General features: G+C 41.7%; 12 protein-coding genes. 11 read left to right on the forward strand and 1 reads right to left on the reverse strand.

The features are described from left to right. The first annotated feature begins 44 nt into the window (after positions 1-44). The 11 genes from G585_RS0109325 to G585_RS0109375 all read left to right on the forward strand — a co-directional run bounded on the left by G585_RS0109325 (position 45) and on the right by G585_RS0109375 (position 16,676). Positions 45-1,022, forward strand: a complete 978-nt coding sequence (locus G585_RS0109325) for a hypothetical protein (protein ID WP_022774565.1) — start codon at positions 45-47, stop codon at positions 1,020-1,022. A gap of 43 nt (positions 1,023-1,065) precedes the next feature. Next, positions 1,066-1,767: a sugar transferase gene (locus tag G585_RS0109330; RefSeq protein ID WP_022774566.1), complete on the forward strand. Its 702-nt coding sequence runs from the start codon at positions 1,066-1,068 to the stop codon at positions 1,765-1,767. A gap of 160 nt (positions 1,768-1,927) precedes the next feature. Continuing rightward, the gene (locus tag G585_RS0109335; protein WP_022774568.1) at positions 1,928-2,731 is read left to right on the forward strand and encodes an alpha/beta hydrolase; all 804 of its coding nucleotides are present in this window, start codon (positions 1,928-1,930) and stop codon (positions 2,729-2,731) included. A gap of 90 nt (positions 2,732-2,821) precedes the next feature. Further along, a complete protein-coding gene (locus G585_RS0109340) occupies positions 2,822-5,341 on the forward strand; it encodes a glycoside hydrolase family 31 protein (RefSeq protein WP_022774569.1) in 2,520 nt (839 codons plus the stop codon). 301 nt (positions 5,342-5,642) lie between these two features. Further along, positions 5,643-7,085, forward strand: a complete 1,443-nt coding sequence (locus tag G585_RS0109345; protein ID WP_022774570.1) for an ABC transporter substrate-binding protein — start codon at positions 5,643-5,645, stop codon at positions 7,083-7,085. 127 nt (positions 7,086-7,212) lie between these two features. Then, positions 7,213-8,121, forward strand: coding sequence for a carbohydrate ABC transporter permease (locus G585_RS0109350; RefSeq protein WP_022774572.1), 909 nt, complete (start codon positions 7,213-7,215; stop codon positions 8,119-8,121). Positions 8,122-8,135: 14 nt separating this feature from the next. Beyond that, a complete protein-coding gene (locus G585_RS0109355; RefSeq protein WP_022774573.1) occupies positions 8,136-8,981 on the forward strand; it encodes a carbohydrate ABC transporter permease in 846 nt (281 codons plus the stop codon). Positions 8,982-9,098: 117 nt separating this feature from the next. Next, positions 9,099-10,496, forward strand: a complete 1,398-nt coding sequence (locus tag G585_RS0109360; RefSeq protein WP_022774575.1) for a family 4 glycosyl hydrolase — start codon at positions 9,099-9,101, stop codon at positions 10,494-10,496. A gap of 156 nt (positions 10,497-10,652) precedes the next feature. Next, positions 10,653-11,870 carry an ATP-binding cassette domain-containing protein gene (locus tag G585_RS19365; RefSeq protein WP_022774576.1) on the forward strand — a complete coding sequence of 406 codons (1,218 nt, stop codon included), beginning with the start codon at positions 10,653-10,655 and terminating at the stop codon, positions 11,868-11,870. A gap of 9 nt (positions 11,871-11,879) precedes the next feature. Next, positions 11,880-15,446: an ABC transporter permease gene (locus G585_RS17710; protein WP_022774577.1), complete on the forward strand. Its 3,567-nt coding sequence runs from the start codon at positions 11,880-11,882 to the stop codon at positions 15,444-15,446. Between the two features lie 75 nt (positions 15,447-15,521). Further along, a complete protein-coding gene (locus G585_RS0109375; RefSeq protein WP_022774579.1) occupies positions 15,522-16,676 on the forward strand; it encodes a lysophospholipid acyltransferase family protein in 1,155 nt (384 codons plus the stop codon). Here G585_RS0109375 and G585_RS0109380 read toward each other — a convergent pair. Then, positions 16,639-18,024, reverse strand: coding sequence for a hypothetical protein (locus G585_RS0109380; protein ID WP_022774580.1), 1,386 nt, complete (start codon positions 18,022-18,024; stop codon positions 16,639-16,641). The genes G585_RS0109375 and G585_RS0109380 overlap by 38 nt on opposite strands. Between the last annotated feature and the right edge of the window lie 25 nt (positions 18,025-18,049).

The raw sequence follows: 18,049 nt of genomic DNA on the forward strand, positions 1-18,049 counted from the left end.
ATGGCTAAGTTGTGTTTTATGAAAGCGTATGGAGGCAAATTATTATGAAGAAAATTCTTGCTCTCACAGTTGCAGGTGTTTTGCTTGCATGTTCATCCTTAAGTGTATGTGCGGCAGACGGTACCACCAATACGGGATCAAATAGCGTGACTACAGATGATCTGATGAAGCAGATTGAAGAGTTGCAGGCAGATCTTGAGAAGGCAATAAAGGACAGTGAAGATAGCTCAAAAGAGCAGATCACGACTCTTCGCGAAAGCGTTGCCACATTGCGAGAAAATGTAGTAACCATGCAGGAAAAGATCCAGAGTCTCAAAGAAGAGATTGCGACACTTGAAGAAAGTGAGAGCGCTAATACAGAAAAAATACAAGAACTGAACGACAAGATGGATGAGTATGAAAAAGCTCTTACAGAATATGAAGAAGAGCTTTTTGTTAATACTGCTCAGCTTGCAAAGCTCACAACTGAGGTTCAGAATCTTGCCAATGCTATCAACGCTGGCGGCGGTTCCGGGTCAGGTTCATCAGGTTCATCGGGTTCATCAGGTAAATCCAAGTCTTCAGGAAGCTATGGAAGCGGCGGTGGCGGAGGTGGAGGAAGTTCTTCATCTGCAAATGATTTCTATAAGAGAAATAATATAATTGGCTATGGCTCTACTATCGTTGGACAGGGCGGACATGTTGAGATCAATGGAGGAAAGAGCAATGTGACATTTGTTCTTACTCCTGCTACAGGCGGACAGCTTACATCAGCTACAGGCTTTTCAGCTGGCCTTGGTGGAGCACTTCTTAATGTAGTAAATACAAGCTCACCTGGAGCTTCATTCAAAACAGCGAAGGTTAACTTCTATGTTAGCGGAGTTAATGTCGGAGATAACATTGCAGTGTACCAGATTCAGGGAAGTAAGTGGGTACAGCTTCCTGTAGTTGAGATTAGAAAAGACCATGTCATTGTTAATATGACCAGACACGGCACAATAGCATTTATAAGAGTTCCTGTTCTTGCATATGTTACTAACTGATAAGAAATAAGCTGTCATTTTTGACCTATGAGGGGGCTAATATATGGCAAAAGCTTCTACAGTGCCGGTAAGGGTTGAACGGGTCCTGGCCGGAAAAAAGATAATTGAGCTTAATTATCAGGAAATCTATGATCATAAGCCCAATATTTACAAGTGGATAAAAAGGGTGTTTGATATTGTCACATCAAGTATTGCGATCATTATCCTCTCGCCTATATTTATACTGACAGCAATTGCCATATTACTTGAGGATGGCGGACCTGTCTTCTTTACGCAGCTGAGATCAGGCAAGGACATGAAGAGCTTCAAGATTTATAAGTTCAGAAGCATGTATAAGAATGCTGAATCCATGTTCGAGAGGATGCAGTCACAAAATGAGCAGACCGGACATGCGTTCAAGATAAAAAATGATCCCAGAGTTACCCATGTGGGGAAGTTCATAAGACGATATTCAATAGATGAGCTGCCACAGCTCTTTAACATCATCAAAGGTGATATGAGTATTGTTGGACCAAGACCTATCCTTACATCTCAGATGGAGGCATGTAACGCTTACGAGAAGCAGCGCACTATCGTAAAACCCGGGCTTACCTGTTACTGGCAGGTATGCGGAAGAGCAAAGATAAAGTGGGATAAATGGGTCGAACTTGATCTTAAGTACATTGAAGATATGAGTATTGCCAAAGATATAGAACTTATCTTCCGTACCTTCCCAGCCATCTTCGGCCAGGACGGAGCGTACTGATTGAATAAGATGCGCCTGCACAGATAGATTTCTGTGCAGGCTTTTTTTCAATCTTCATAATCAACAAAATTCATCTATTATTCTTATCAAATTTACACTATAGACTAACGCAATATCGCATGAGTACAATTAATTCATTGATATTCTTGGGGAGGTCTATATGTTTTGTACATGTCACTATTTTAGCCACGTTTTAAATCACAATACGGAGATTAATGTTGTAATTCCGACTCCTGAAGGAAATGAGCAGATTACTGCTACAGGGAAAGATATGCGTTATGACTATGAGAATGGTCTTCCTGTAGTTTATTTGTTGCATGGAGCTTTTGGGGACAACAGCTCATGGTCAAGGTTTTCAAGCATAGAAAGATACGCTCAGGCACATAACTGCATTGCGGTAATGGCGGGCGTTGAGAATAGTTTTTATCAGGATATGGCGCGCGGAGGCCAGTACTTTACTTATATGACAAAAGAACTGCCGGAGTACATTACACGTATATTCCCAGCGTCAAAGAAAAGAGAAGACACATATGTTGCAGGTCTTTCGATGGGAGGATACGGCGCCTGGTTTTTGGCCCTTTCAAGGCCAGATATGTATTCAAAGGCTGCATCAATGTCAGGAGCTCTTGATATCGTGCGTCTTCATGATGAAGCAGTGGCCGGTAAAGTGGATAACCCATTCCCTTGGGAGGATGCTTTTGGTGAAACAGCTGACCACCTTGAAGGGAGCGACAGAGACCTGTTCGCACTTTTAAAAAGAGATATGGAAAATGGACAGGTTCCGGAGTTGTATCAGTCATGCGGCACAGAAGATTTCTTATACAAACTCAATCAGGGCGTTCATGAAAAACTTGAAAAAATGGGAGTAAAGAGCATTTACAAAGAAGTTCCTGACCATATGCACAATTGGGAATTCTGGGATCTGGAGATCAGGAGCATCCTTGACTGGATGTTTCCGGCATAATTGAAGCAGATTCTAAAAATGCACATTATTATGAAAATGAACTGATGAGCAAAGTGAATTATGAATATTTAAAAGTATTAGGAGCATCCCATGAAAATTTGTAAAAAGTTAAACAGCATAAAAAAGACTGATTACGGATATCTGGCTGAACTTGACAAAGCATACATGAAGATATGTTTTTTAACTGACAGCATTGTCAGAATTAAAGTTTCCTTTGGAGATATTTCAGATGCTGATAAGCCAGAAGGATCATATGTACTTCAGATGACAGGTTGGAATGACAGACTTGACTTTCTTTTCAATGACAGAAAACATGTAACTCCACTTAATGCATCTTTGGAGGAAAAAGAAAATGAGATATGTCTGAAGACTGATTCATTATCTCTTTTGTTGGAAAAGGATCCTCTTGCCATAAAGCTTGTGGATAAAGACGGAGATGCCATTTATGAAGGTGTAAAGGGAAGCCCATTTATAAAAGATGCCAATAACAGAGTGACAGGATACACCAGAATGAATGAAGACGACTGCTTCTATGGTTTTGGTGAAAAGACTGGTCCTATAAATAAAAATAAGGATTTTATCAGAGAAAGAGCCACCGATTGCTGGAGTTACGATCCTGAAAAGTGCGACACCATGTATAAGCACATTCCTTTTTATCTAAGGCTCGACAGACAGACACGGAAGGCGGCGGGACTTTTTTATAACAACTTCCATGAATCAGTATTTAACATGGGAAAAGAAAAGAGCAATTACTGGCCAAGATACACATACTTCCAGGCTGACGGCGGAAATCTTGATCTTTTCATATTCACCGGTCCGTCCATAAAAAATGTGCTTGATGACTATACATCTCTGACGGGAAGACCGGCTCTTTTACCAAAAAGAGCTCTTGGCTATCAGGGGTCATCAATGTACTATTCGGAGCTTGAAAAAGACTCTGACAAGGCGCTTATTGAATTTGTTGAGACTGTCAGAAGAAAGGGATTCCCAATCGATGGATTCCATCTCTCATCCGGATATACATCATATGAAAATAAGAGGTGTGTATTTACCTGGAATAAAGAAAGGTTCCCTGATCCTAAGGGGTATTTTGCAAAGATGAACGAACTTGGGGCTCAGAATGTTCCTAATGTTAAGCCGGGAATTCTTTTAATGCATCCAAAGTTTGATGAGTTCAAAAAGGAAGGCGTTTTTGTCAGAGACAGTGAAAATGATAAAGAACCGGCTGTAGGTTCCTGGTGGGGAGGACCCGGTGCGTTTTGGGACTATACGAGTCCTAAGGGAAGAGAACTCTGGAAAAAATATCTGACAGAAACTGTTATTGATATTGGAACCAATTCTATTTGGGATGATAACTGCGAATATGACAGCCTTTTGGATCACGACAGCAAGTGTGATTATGACGGAGAAGGTGGCAGGATTGGCGAGTTCAAGCCTGTTATGTGTACCATCATGAGCAAGCTTGCCTGTGAAGCGGTAAAAGAGCATGACAAGAGCAAAAGACCTTATGTGGTTTGCCGAAGCGGTAGCAGTGGAATTCAGAAATACGCTCAGAACTGGGTTGGTGATAACTGCACTTCCTGGAGAACAATAAAGCACAATATACCTACACTTTTAGGAGTGGGATTATCAGGCCAGCCTAATACAGGCTGTGATATTGGCGGTTTTGCGGGACCGGCACCTGAAGAAGAGCTCTTTGTCAGATGGGTGCAGCATGGCATATTCCAGCCAAGATTCTCAATTCATTCAGCAAGTAGTGACAATACTGTTACAGAACCGTGGATGTACTCGAGACAGACTGACAGGATAAGAAATGCGATCCTGCTTAGATATCGCATGCTTCCGCATTTCTATTCACTGGAGTATGAAGCACATGTGACCGGTGCGCCAATAATGAGGCCTCTTGTCTATGAGTTCCAGAATGATGAGAATGTCTATGAAGAAAACTTTGAGTTCATGCTTGGAAGAGACCTGCTTGTGGCAAATGTCCTTGATAAGGGGCAGATAGTAAAAGACATTTATCTTCCTGAAGGATGTAAATGGTTTGATCTTGAGAATAACTTTAAATGTTACGAAGGCGGACAGGTGATATCTATACCAGTAAATATAAACTCTATCCCGAGATTTTTGAGAGAGGGTGCAATCCTGCCAGCGGCTCTCAATCAGCCTATGAATGCGGAAAAAGACCCGGTGACGGATTTAAGCCTCACCTTCGTTCCGTATACAGATGGAAAAGAGCATGTCTCAGAGTATGTATATTACGATGATGACGGATGCAGCAATGATTTCGAGGACGGAGTATACAGAAAGACCACTATTACCATGAGTGGCAGCGGTGTCATCGATATTTCATTCAAGGGTGAGGGCACTTATAAGGACACTGTAGAAACAGTGGCAGCTACAGTTGTGTACAAAGAAAAAGCGCCTTTGTGGATATCCTTTGAAGGAAATACGCTGACTCACATTCTGGATAGGGAAAAGTTTGAAGCATCCGACAACTGCTGGTATTACAGCGAGACCTTGAGAGCCGCCATCGTCAAGTTCAGGAACCCAAAGCACGATGCTACGCTTAAGGTTTCATTTGAAGAGTTTGATCTTATTGGGATGTGAGCGATATAAGGATTCAAGTAGATACAAAGCTGTGCTTGCACAAAGCTTTGTATCTATTTGAAGACTGAACGTACATGAGGAAGTAGCACGATAGTGCGGATTCCTCATGTACGTAGGATTGCGGGAACGAAGTGTAGCAATCCGTATATCGCTCTGTATATATATGGTTGTGCAACATGCACATATTATTAGTATGATATCAATATTTTGTGTCTAATATTTACAGAGGTACAAAATAACGATATAATAGGGTATGGTATATTTATACAAAAGCCTGCAATTAAACTTAGGAGGGAAAGAAATGAAAAAGAAAGTTATTTCAATGGTATTGTCAGGAATGATGATCATGTCCCTGGCAGCATGCGGAGAAACAGCCGCAGACACTACTGCACCTGCAGCAGAGGAAACACCAAAGGCTGAGACTCAGACGGCAGAGACTACAGCTACTGAGACAACGGCAACTGAGACTGCTGATGCTTCAGCTGCAGCATATGATCCTGCAACAGCAGGTGATGTAACTGTTGGATTTGGATGGTGGGGCAACCAGGTTCGTGATGAAGTTACAAAGGCTGCATGTGACCACTTCACAGAGCTTTATCCAAATGTTACTTTTAACCTTAATTCTCAGGCATGGAATGACTACTGGGCACAGATGACAAGCTTCTCATCAAGTGATACACTGCCAGATCTTATGCAGCAGGATTACGCATACTTTGAGCAGTGGGTTGAGGCAGGAGACCTTCTTGACTTAACACCTTATGTTGAGAGCGGTGCACTTGATCTTTCAAAGATTCCTGAGAGTATCGTAGACACAGGTAAGAGCGCAAGCGACGGACACATCTACGCTATCTGCGCAGGTATGAACGCTCCGGCTCTTTCATACAACAAGACACTTACAGATGAACTTGGAATCACAGTTCCTGATAACATGACATGGGATCAGTTCGCAGAGATTTCAAAACAGATTTATGACGCAAAGGGAATCGGTGTTGTATGGCACAATTTCAACTCTGAGAACCCAATTGCATACTTTGCTCGTGGCAAGGGCCACAACGCACTCTTTGAAGCAGATGGCGTTACAGTTACAGAAGAAGAGATGACTGAGTTCTATACACGTCTTCAGAACGCTGTAGCTGAAGGATGGCTCTTCGATACAGATAAGTTCGCATCTGTTGACACAGCTACAATTCCTCAGAGCCCACTTGTATATGGTTCAGATCCTAGCGTAAGAAGCTGGTGCTCATTCAACTTCTCAAACCAGTACATGGCATTCTGCGATGCAGCTAAGGCTGATGGAATCGAGCTTGGTATCACAACATGGCCAGAGGACAATGGAGCACAGGCTAACTACCTTAAGCCTTCTCAGTTCTTCTCAATCACAACCGATACTCAGAATCCTGATCTTGCAGTAGCAATCCTTAACTATCTCATCAACGATGTTGATGCCAACACTCTTCTTAGAGCAGAGCGTGGCGTTCCGGCTAACAGTGAAGTAGCTGCAGCTATTGCTGATACAGTATCACAGACAGACTACACATATCCTATCATTGTTTCTTACCTTGATATGGTATCAAAGAATTCAACATCAATCTTCCCTCCACTTCCTGGATATGCAGGAACAGTTAACACAGACGTTATCGAGGGAATCACAAGCAGAGCACTTTCAAAGAATCCTTCAGATACACCTGCAGACCTTGCAAAGGCATTTGTAGAGGGCGCAAATAAGGTAGCAGCTGATTATTGATCTGGGGAATAACAGTTTTACTTTAAGTAATTGAACCAAAGAGAGGCGTTATTTTTATAACTTATAAACTGGCGCCTCTCTTTTTTTACAAACATTACTGGACATCAGGAAGAAAGGGGAGAGTTCTATGGATAAAAAGAAAACCTTCCGCCAATGGATTGGGCAGGAGAAAGTGGCAGGCTATGTGTTCAGTTTGCCGTTTATCATTGGTTTTTTGATGTTCATGCTTATACCGATGATACTATCGCTGTATTTTTCATTTTGTAAGTACGACATTCAAAATCCTGCAAAATTTATTGGCCTTAGGAACTATATCAACATTTTTACCGATGACACATCATTTTGGAAAGCCTTAAGGGTTACCTGTTATTATGCACTTATAGGCACACCGTTAAAGGTTGTTTTCGCTCTTATCATCGCTCTTATTTTGGCAAAAGATACAAAGCTTACAGGTTTTTATCGTGCAGCATACTATCTTCCTTCAATCATTGGCGGATCAGTTGCTGTAGCAATTCTTTGGAGAAGAATGTTCGAACCCACAGGTACTATCAATGCCATTCTTTCAGTTGTGTATCCCGGAATATCCAATTTTAACTGGTTTGGAGAGGGAAGCGCGATCTGGGTTCTCATTATCTTAACTGTCTGGCAGTTTGGATCATCGATGCTTATTTTCCTTTCATCACTTAAGCAGATCAATCGCGAATTGTACGAGGCTGCGGAAGTTGATGGAGCTAACAAGTGGAGACAGTTCTGGAGGATAACACTTCCTCTTTTGACTCCTACTATTTTCTTTAATCTGGTACAGCAGACGATCAACTCGTTCCTTGCTTTCACACAGAGTAAACTTATTACTGATGGTCAGCCAAACGACAGCACATTGTTCTATACACTGTATGTGTACAAAAAAGCATTCCCTAACATGGGAAAGAGCCAGATGGGTTATGCATCAGCTCTTGCATGGATAATGCTCATCATTATTTCCGCTGTAACTGCTCTGTTGTTCTGGAGCCGTAGCAAGTGGGTATATGAAGATTAAGGGAGGCGCTTATTATGAATACGAAAAGAAAGATCTTGGATTTGATCTATCATATACTGGTTCTTTTTGGAGCCTTTGTTATGATCTATCCGCTTTTGTGGATGATCTTCAGCTCTTTTAAACCGACAACTTATGTCCTGCCAACTGCAAAACAGCTTATTCCGTCAGTATGGACACTGGACAACTACAAGACAGGATGGAAGGGATTTATGGGTTACACCTTCGCAACCTTCTTTAAGAATTCCTTCTTTATTTCCATCACATCAACCTTTGGAACTCTGATTTCATCATCACTTGTGGCTTATGCACTTCAGAGACTTGACTTTAAGCTTAAAAAGCCTTTGTTTATTCTGGTGTTGTCCACAATGATGCTTCCACCACAGATTCTGATGATTCCTCAGTACATGTGGTTTAGAAGACTTGGCTGGGTTGGTACTTACTTCCCAATGATCCTGCCATACTTTTTTGCTATTCAGGGATTCTTTGTATACCTTATCATGAATTTTATTCAGGGTGTGCCAAAAGAGCTGGATGAGGCTGCCAAGATCGATGGCTGCTCATTTTACGGAATATACTTCAGAATCATCCTGCCACTTATCGTACCGGCCATGATCACAAGTGCCATCTTCTCATTTATCTGGAGATGGGATGATTACCTTTCAGCTTTGCTGTATGTTACAAAGCCTGAAATGAGACCAATATCACTGGCCTTGAAGCTCTTTAATGACCCATCAGCCGGTTCAGATATCGGTGCGACACTTGCTATGTCAACACTTTCAATCGTTCCTGCAACAATTCTTTTCCTTATATTCCAGAAGTCACTGGTTGAGGGAATTGCAAGCTCAGGTATTAAGGGATGATATCAATAAAAATACGTAAAATAGTGAAATGAATAATAAGAATGATCTCTCGCATAGTGAAATAATGAATATGCGAGAGATTATTAGTTTTCGCTCATAAGGGAAGGGGTAAAAAATATGAGGTATGAAGCAGGAAAAATGAAGGATGTGAACATTGCCTATATTGGTGGCGGTTCACGTGGCTGGGCATGGACCTTTATGACAGACCTTGCTCTGGATGATGAAATTTCAGGAACCATAAGGCTCTATGACCTTGATGAGAAGGCAGCTGAGAATAACGCTGTAATTGGAAATGCTCTTATGGCGCGAAGCGATGCGAAAGGTGACTGGAAGTTTGAAGTAAGGACATCACTTGAAAATGCTCTCACAGGAGCTGACTTTGTGGTTATCTCAATCTTGCCGGGAACCTTTGATGAGATGGAGTCGGATGTGCATCTTCCTGAGAGACTTGGGGTATATCAGTCAGTTGGCGATACAGCAGGCTGCGGCGGAATGATCCGTGCTCTAAGGACTATCCCAATGTTCACTGAGATCGCACAGGCTATAAAGAAATATTCACCGGATGCATGGGTAATTAATTATACTAACCCCATGTCACTTTGCGTGAAGGCTCTTTATGAGGCATATCCTCAGATCAAGGCCTTTGGTTGCTGCCACGAAGTATTTGGTACCCAGAAGGTTTTAAAGACAATTTATGAAAAAGAGACAGGTGAAAAGATCGATGACTGGCATGACGTTTTTGTAAACGTAGTCGGGATCAACCATTTCACATGGTTTACAGAGAGTTCATATAAGGGAATAGATCTTTTCCCTATCTACAGAAGTTATATTGATAAGCATTTTGACACCGGTGTCACATTGGAGAGTGAGAACTGGTTAAATGCAAATTTTGTCTGCAAGCACAGGGTCAAGATGGATCTTTTTAACAGATATGGTCTGATCGCGGCGGCAGGTGACAGACATCTTGCAGAGTTTATGCCGGGCAATGAATATCTAAAAGACCCTGAGACAGTAACCAAGTGGAATTACGCTCTGACAAGCGTTGAATGGAGAAAAAAAGACTTAGAGGACAGGCTTGAAAGAAGTAGGCGCCTTGCAAGTGGCGAGGAAAAAATGGAGCTTAAAGAAACAGGAGAAGAAGGAATCCTTCTCATTAAGGCATTGTGCGGACTTAGCAGGTTTGTAAGTAACGTAAACATTCCAAATTATGCGCTTCAGATTCCTAATCTTCCGGCAAATGCGATTGTCGAGACCAATGCTGTTTTCTCAAGAGATTCCATTAGACCGATCTTTGCCGGTTCCATAAAAGAGGATGTGAAAAAACTCATTGAGCCTCATGTAAAGAATCACGAGAGAATCTACAAGGCTGCTACAACATGCGACAGAGCTCTTGTCTATGAGGCTTTTGAGAATGATCCACAGTTCATCGGCAAGAACTGCTCTGTAGAAGATATTCATAAGCTTGTGGATGATATGATTGAAAATACTAAAGCTTACCTTCCAAAAGAATGGTAAGTAAAAATATATTCTTTTATTAGACATGATCTCCCCTTAGGTAGACGAAAGTTTCCTAAGGGGATTTTTACTATTTTATTGTAATAGTTATGATTGATATAATGTATATATAAGTGTTTTATACTATCAATTCTGTACATTATATGAGGTGGATCAATGGCGGGAAAAGGCGATAATATTTCAGTATTATGGAAACTCATGCAGGCACTGGATGAGGAACAGGTAGAAAACGGCATTTCAGAGGCAATGGAGACGCTGCTTAAAAGTATAGAAGCTGAGTCTGCAGCTGTCTGGATAAAAAATCCAGAAAATAAGCACATATACTGTATCGTGTCAGTTGGAGAGGACAATCTGACAGGGTTTTCTATAGAGTATGGTCAGGGCCTTGTGGGAGAAGCTTGTGACAGCACGGAGATGATAAGTGTTTCTGATGCGGCAAATGACGAGAGATTCCCTGCAGGTAAAGATGAGATCAGCGGTATTGAAATGAAAAATGTCGTTTTCGTGCCAATGACATTAAGGAAAGAGACAGTTGGCTGCATCGAGATAATAAACAGGACCAAGAGCGGGGAGTTTAGCGACGAAGACAAATATATCATGCATTCTCTTGCAGGACTCATTCCCATGGTGATAGAGGAGAAGGGATATAACTACGCAGCGCAAACAGAAAAGAAGGTAATAATGTCCCTTAGAGGTGTCAAAAAGGACTATCCCTCAGGAATGGATGTTGTTCATATCCTTAAGGGCGTCGATCTTGATGTATACGAAAATGAGCTCTTGGTAATCTTAGGCGAGAGCGGCTGCGGAAAATCTACACTTCTTAACATAATCGGCGGCATGGACAGTCTCACTGAAGGCAGTATAACCGTTGATGGAAATGATTTTTCACACCCCACGGAAAAAGAACTGGTGGATTTCAGAAGAGATTCCATAGGCTTCATTTTTCAGGCCTATAACCTGATGCCTAATCTGACAGCTCTTGAAAATGTAAGGTTTATAGCGGAGATTTGTAAGAATCCGGGAGATCCGGAAGAAGCAATTGCTAAGGTAGGGCTTACAGACAGGGCTGGTAATTACCCTTCTATGATGAGTGGAGGACAACAACAGAGAGTGTCCATCGCAAGGGCTATAGTCAAGAACCCAAGGATAATCCTTGCAGATGAACCTACTGCAGCCCTTGATTTTACAACAGGTCAGGAGGTTTTGGTCCTTATTGAAGATCTCATAGCAAGCAGTAAGACCTCGGTAGTAATGGTCACACATAACGCGGAGATAGCCAAGATGGCAAACAGGGTTGTCAGGGTGAGAAATGGAAAGATCTCAAGTATACGCATCAATTCGTGGCCTATGAAAGCGGCAGACATTGTCTGGTGATGGTGATTTATGAAAAAGACATTTTTGACAGATGCCCTAAGGAATATCCAAAAAAGAATAGTCTCATGGCTGTCAATAGTCGCAATAGTGCTTATCGGTACCAGCGTCATATTGGGGCTTAGGTTTACTTTTACGTCTCTTTCTTCTGTGGGAGAGAGGTATATTACCGAGCATAACTATAAAGACCTGAATATAGCCTGCAGCATGGGGGTCACTGAAAAAGAAGTGGAAGATATACGTTCTATTGAGGGAGTGGCGGATGCTGAAGGAGTAGTTGTTTTTACGGGCCAACTTGGATTTTCAGGGAAAAACATTGGTGCGCTGATCATCTCAGTAACTGAGAGAATCAGTGTGCCTTACGCTGTAGAAGGCAATTTACCCAAAGAAAATGGTCAGTGCGCCATAAATCCCGAACTTGCGGATAAGCTGGGCGTAAGCATCGGAGATACCATAACTATCGTGGTTTCTGCAGCCCGTATTGACAATGTACTTACGGAAAAGAAGTTTACTGTTACAGGAATAGCCGGACATCCGGATTACATGGAGTCTGGAAGAATGGATTATTGCCTTCTTCCAATCAGCTCTTTTGACACATCAGGGAGTGCTTTTGATTACACAGCTGTTTATGCCAAGGCGGAGACCCCAAAGGGAGCCATATTCTCAGACAAAAGATATAATGACGCCGTGAAAGCGGTCTATGACAACATCCAGGCAAGAATTGAAGGAATGACAATAGAAAAGAAAAATACTCTTGCCAATGATCTTGATAGTGAATATAAAAAAGCTGAGGACAAGGCAAATACAGAGCTTTCAAAAGCAAAAAAGCAGATCGATGATGCCCAGAAGGAATTTGATGAGAAAATAGGGGAAGCATCCCAAAAACTTGAGGATGGAAAAAAAGAGTATGAAGATGGCGAGGCAAAAGCTGAAAGGGAGCTTAGCGCAGCTGCCAAGCAGATAAAGGATGGTGAGGAGGAATACAACACTAAGATAGCCGATGGGCAAAGGCAGCTTGAAGAAGCAGAAAAGAAAATGGAGGATGAGCTGTCTTACAATAAATGGAGGTTGTTTGACGGATTCCTGCAGCTTGATGAGGCGGAAAAAACACTCAAAGAAAAGGAAGAGGAGTATAACGCGGGAAGAGAAAAACTCATCAGAGGCAAGGAAGAGCTTGACAAGGGCTGGGAAGAGTATAACAGCGGTATCAGCAGGATTGATGAGGTCCTCGATAGTGAGACAATAGATATTATAATAGAAGGCTGTGAGGGTTATTATGAAGATTCTGAGATAACCGATGAAGATAAAGAGCAGATCAGGGATATTATTGTTCCGGATCTTATAGCTTCAAAGAGTAAAGATGCTCTGGCCAAAGGCTATGCTGTCATGGAGGTATATGATTTTGCTATGGCTGAGGTTGATCCAAAGGTCTTGGAGGTATTTGATAAGATAACTGGTATAAGCGATTTCAGGGCTGGACTTGATAAACTTTCGGAAGGTAAGAAAAAACTGGATGATGGCCAGAGGAAGTATGAAAATGGCCTGGAAGAGCTTGAAGAGGCGAGAAAGCTTCTTGATCAGGGGTGGTACTCTTTGGAGCAGGGAAGAAGAGAGCTGGCTGATGGTCAGGCGGAGCTTGCCAAAAGAGAGCCTGAGGCAAGAAAACAGCTTGCTGATGCCAAGGCAGATTTTGAAGTTCAAAAAGCTGATGGTGCAAAACAGCTTGAGGATGCAAAAAAAACCTATGCCGCCAGGAAAAAAGAAGCTGAGGACCAGCTTGCAGCGGCGAAAGAAGAACTGGATGAAGGTATAAGACAGTTTAACGAACAAAAGGAGAAGGGTGAAAAAGAACTTGCCGAGGCAAGGGAAAAATATGATAAAGCACGTAAAGAGGCGATGGACACTCTTGCCGACGTGAAAAAGCAGATAGATGAGGCCAAAAACAGGGATTGCCAGTGGTTTGTCCAGACAAGGGATGCCAATGTTTATTTTGTGGAATTTAAGTCTAACTGCGTTGTGTTAAAAAAAGTAGGCAGTGTATTCACGCCTATATATGCCGGAATTGTTATTATTGTATGCTTTTTTACCATGGCTATAATCGTGGAGGAGCAGTCCAAGCAGATCGGAACCTGTAAGGCACTTGGAATGTACAAGACAGAGATAAGAAAAAAGTATCTTCTGTTTGGCGTTACAGCAGCGGTTCTTGGCGCTTTAACAGGAATCGGCGGAGGACTTGCTTTTGAAAAAATGATCTGCAATTCATTGAACACTACCTTTGTGTTTAATGTAGAGCATGTATTCAGGATTATGCCTATTATCATAATGCCGGTGGGTGCAGCTATTGTCACAGCTTTTGCGGTGGTGTGGTCGTCGGAAAAAATATTGTCCTGCTCCGCTGTAGGACTTGTAAGCGGCAATGAGCCGGCAAAGAGAGGACGCAGTAAGGCTTGGAAAAACAGTAGAGGAAGCGTTTACTTCAGACTGATCATGAATAATTTCATGATGGATATCGGTCGAGAGACTGTTTCAATCGTCATAATCCTTGTGTGTGTATTTGTTATCGGACTTGGAGGCAGTATAAAATTCGGTCACTACAGTGCTCTTAAGAATCAGGTTGAGAATATAAACAGATATGATCTTACAGTTACACTTTCTGATAATGTCACCGATGAAGAAAGGGCGAAGATTGAAGAAAAAATTCAGGATTTCGACTACATGGAAGTTCGTAAGATAGGAGGAGTTCTTCAGACCGGAAAAGGACAGACTCTTTCAGAAATATATGTGATCTATGATACAGAAAGATTTAAAGAATTCTATAAACTTGAAAACGGGAAAGGCAAAGAAATTGAAGTCTTTGATGATGGTCTTATGGTCACGTTGGAAATGATGGAAAAGAATGGCCTGAAGGACAAAGAGAATGTGACACTAATAACAGATTCTCTTGATATAGCGAAACTTACCATAAATGGCCACTACCTTCTTCATGTGGGAAAAGGTGGTGTAATGACAGCGAAATACTATAAAACTGCCTTTGGTAAAGATCCTGCATTAAATACTTACATGATAAAGGTCAAAGATCAGGATCCGAAAAGCGTAGCTGATATGTTGTCAGAATATGAAGGAATCTCGGCAATACATCTTTCTGATGAGGTGCTTGACCAGAAGGCGGGAATGTCAAGGCTTTATACTATTGTGGTATTTGTTGTGATCGGTTTCTCGGTCATTCTGTCGTTTATGATTCTTTTGAATCTGAGCAATATTCTGGTAGCCCACAGAATGAAAGAGTTACTTACCATGAAAGTAAATGGCTTTTCAAACGCGGAGGTCATAGGATATCTTGTAAGAGAAGTGCTTGTGACAACAGGACTTGGAATAATATTGGGATTATTGGTGGGAATTCCATCCACATATTTTATCCTTCAGGGAGTTGAATCCGAGGGGTTCATGTTCCTTAGAAAGACCTATGTGGCTGCATGGGCGCTGGCAGTTTCCTGTGAAGTAATATTTGCACTGTTAATCTATTCTATATCTTTTAGCAAAATAAAGAAGATTCCGATAACAGATATAACAAAGTACTAAAGAATCGTAGCAGAATTAAAAATCAGGCGGATAAAATGTTTGAGTTTTTTGCTGCAGCTTCTGAGGAGAGGCTTCATGAGTAAAGCAGATGATTTCACCTTTTATGACAGATTCTACAAAACAGTAAGAGCTACGATCGCAAGGATCATCGCGCGAAGGTTTAATTTTTCAGGCGAAACTCTGCCCCAAGGTCTGGGACCGAGATTTATTCTGTGCAATCACAATACTGATGCCGATTTTCTTTTTCTGGTTTCTGTGTCCGAAGAACCTATGGATTTTGTCGCTACCGAGGCCATGATGAGAATAGGTCCCCTGGCAAGATGGGCGGCCAAGACCTTTAAACCTATCCTTCATGATAAGGGGAGTAAGGGAGTTTCCACATTAAAGAGTATTACAGAAAGAATAAGGGCCGGAAGAAGTGTCATGCTTTTTCCTGAAGGAAACAGGTCTTTTGATGGAAAAACATGTGATATTTCCGATGCCATTGGCAAGATTGCCAGGATGACGGGTGCAACTCTGGTAGTATACAGGCTGACAGGAGGGTATCTTACAACTCCAAGGTGGGGCCGGGGCATAAGAAAAGGAAAAATCAGGGGACAAATTGCAAGGATACTGTCTGCTGATGAGCTAAAGACAATGACTGCTTCCGACATTCTAAAAGTTATCAGAGAAGGAATATATACTGATGCCTACAAAGAGCAGGAAACGGAAAGAGTAAGATTTGAGTATTCAGACAGAGCTATGTATCTGGAGACACTTTTATTCTGCTGTCCCTGCTGTAAGAAAATAGGAACTATGCATTCATGGAAAGATAAGCTTATTTGCAGCTGCGGCTATGAACTTACCTTGGATGAGTATGGATATTTAAGTGATGAGAAAAATGAGCCATTTTCTATTACAGATGCCTGCAACCGGCAAAAAAAGCTGCTGGAAGAGCTTTTAGAAGATAAAGAAAAAGAGATATTATGGCAGGATGAGGTTACGGTTTCAAAAGTGACATATGACCACAAAACCCTTGACAGTAAAAAAAGCACTCTTTTAGCCTGTCATGATCATCTCATGATAGGAGAAGAGTGCCTTGAAAAAACTGCAATAAGCAGTGTGGATATAGTTCAGAGAAACAGACTCAGTATCCATGAAAAAAGCAGATCTGAGCACTATGAGATAACCGGGCCTGGTACATTTAATGCGGTCAAGTATCTGCTTTGGTACCAAAAATCTTACTCCTGAAAAGAATCAGGTTTAAAACAATGAATAATCCGGCAAATATCGCCAGGCACATGTATGGTTTAACCGGAGCTACAGTAGCAAGCAGCATTATCGGAAAACCAAAAACAATGGCAGGGAAGTTCTGGTAAACCATGTTGTCTGCAGCCGGAGTCTGAAATTCGTGGTCCACTTCTCTGAGTAATATAGTGCCTGTTCCGGCAGTTCCTGTGAGCATTCCAAACATCATAAGGAACTGCTCTTTTTTGTATTCAGGAAAGAGCTTTTTGGCTACATAGTGGTTGTATATGAAGGTTACAACAAAACCTGCAATTCCAAGAACCAGCAGAACAAACCAGCTGTCTAAGAGGACATTTATCCTTATTGCGGCGATTCCGGAAACCACCATCAGGTCAAAGAAAAAGTTGCTGATCCTGGTCATAAGGAAATCATTTATATATTCTCTGTGTATTATGTGCCTGTCTGTAAGATTTCTTATTATGGCCTTCATAAGTGAAGCAATGATAACACCGAGAAGAAAGTTAAAACCGAAGATTACGGATCGCATTCCCGGTATAAGCATGCTCAGATATTTCATTGCCAAGAAGGTAATAAGATAAGCAGTTGTTGTAAAGGAAAGCTGAATCGTGATCTTATCCATGCTCTCCTGCATAGGGATCTCGTTGCTTCCTTGAATGTCTGAAGCTGAGAGCATATCTGTCTTTGCTGCCAATTCTTCAAGCTGGCCTTTTTTCTTTAGGATGTTCAGATAGATAACTCCTCCGATGCTGGCGCTCAAAAATCCCATGGCTGCAATGGAAAGGCCAAAGCTCTTCCCTCCTGCAAATCCAAATTCAGTTTCATAGATATTGCCGTAATTAAGAGCCTGCCCAGTTCCCTGGCCATAACCAAAAGGAAGAAGAACCCCCGCAGCCTTAAAGAAATTCGGGACAAGCATCGCTGCAGCTATTGAGATACTAAGACCTACAACTCCCTGGAGAAGGTAGGTGGATACAGTGGTGATGCCTGTATTAAATATTTCAGTAAGACGTTTTTTGGAAGTGGCAGCCTTTTGCGATTTAAAGGTTGTGGCGATAAAACCAAGAGCAAGAGAGTGATAGGTTATTATTTCGAGGTTTGACCAGCCATTGGTCCCAAAAAAGTAAGTCTCCAGCATTTCCTGACCAAATATCAGCTTATACAAAACTGATATTAAAAGAAGTATAAGTCCGCCAAGAACAGAAGCCGGAATAAGTGAGTTGTGAAGTGGCTTTATCATGCGCTTTAAGGTATTGGCTGTTATAACTGCTAAAAGCAAAACTGAAACAAGAAGAAAGCCACCCCAAACATTGTAATCAGCAAAATTTTCCATAGTTTTCCACCTTAGATTTTGAGAG

This window comes from Butyrivibrio sp. AE2015, from assembly GCF_000420825.1.
Classification (GTDB): Bacteria; Bacillota; Clostridia; order Lachnospirales; family Lachnospiraceae; genus Butyrivibrio.

Bases quoted from the DNA above. Each gene is read 5' to 3' on its own strand.
- G585_RS0109325 (WP_022774565.1), top strand. From the start codon at position 45: ATGAAGAAAATTCTTGCTCTCACAGTTGCAGGTGTTTTGCTTGCATGT.
- G585_RS0109330 (WP_022774566.1), top strand. From the start codon at position 1,066: ATGGCAAAAGCTTCTACAGTGCCGGTAAGGGTTGAACGGGTCCTGGCC.
- G585_RS0109335 (WP_022774568.1), top strand. From the start codon at position 1,928: ATGTTTTGTACATGTCACTATTTTAGCCACGTTTTAAATCACAATACG.
- G585_RS0109340 (WP_022774569.1), top strand. From the start codon at position 2,822: ATGAAAATTTGTAAAAAGTTAAACAGCATAAAAAAGACTGATTACGGA.
- G585_RS0109345 (WP_022774570.1), top strand. From the start codon at position 5,643: ATGAAAAAGAAAGTTATTTCAATGGTATTGTCAGGAATGATGATCATG.
- G585_RS0109350 (WP_022774572.1), top strand. From the start codon at position 7,213: ATGGATAAAAAGAAAACCTTCCGCCAATGGATTGGGCAGGAGAAAGTG.
- G585_RS0109355 (WP_022774573.1), top strand. From the start codon at position 8,136: ATGAATACGAAAAGAAAGATCTTGGATTTGATCTATCATATACTGGTT.
- G585_RS0109360 (WP_022774575.1), top strand. From the start codon at position 9,099: ATGAGGTATGAAGCAGGAAAAATGAAGGATGTGAACATTGCCTATATT.
- G585_RS19365 (WP_022774576.1), top strand. From the start codon at position 10,653: ATGGCGGGAAAAGGCGATAATATTTCAGTATTATGGAAACTCATGCAG.
- G585_RS17710 (WP_022774577.1), top strand. From the start codon at position 11,880: ATGAAAAAGACATTTTTGACAGATGCCCTAAGGAATATCCAAAAAAGA.
- G585_RS0109375 (WP_022774579.1), top strand. From the start codon at position 15,522: ATGAGTAAAGCAGATGATTTCACCTTTTATGACAGATTCTACAAAACA.
- G585_RS0109380 (WP_022774580.1), bottom strand. From the start codon at position 18,024: ATGGAAAATTTTGCTGATTACAATGTTTGGGGTGGCTTTCTTCTTGTT.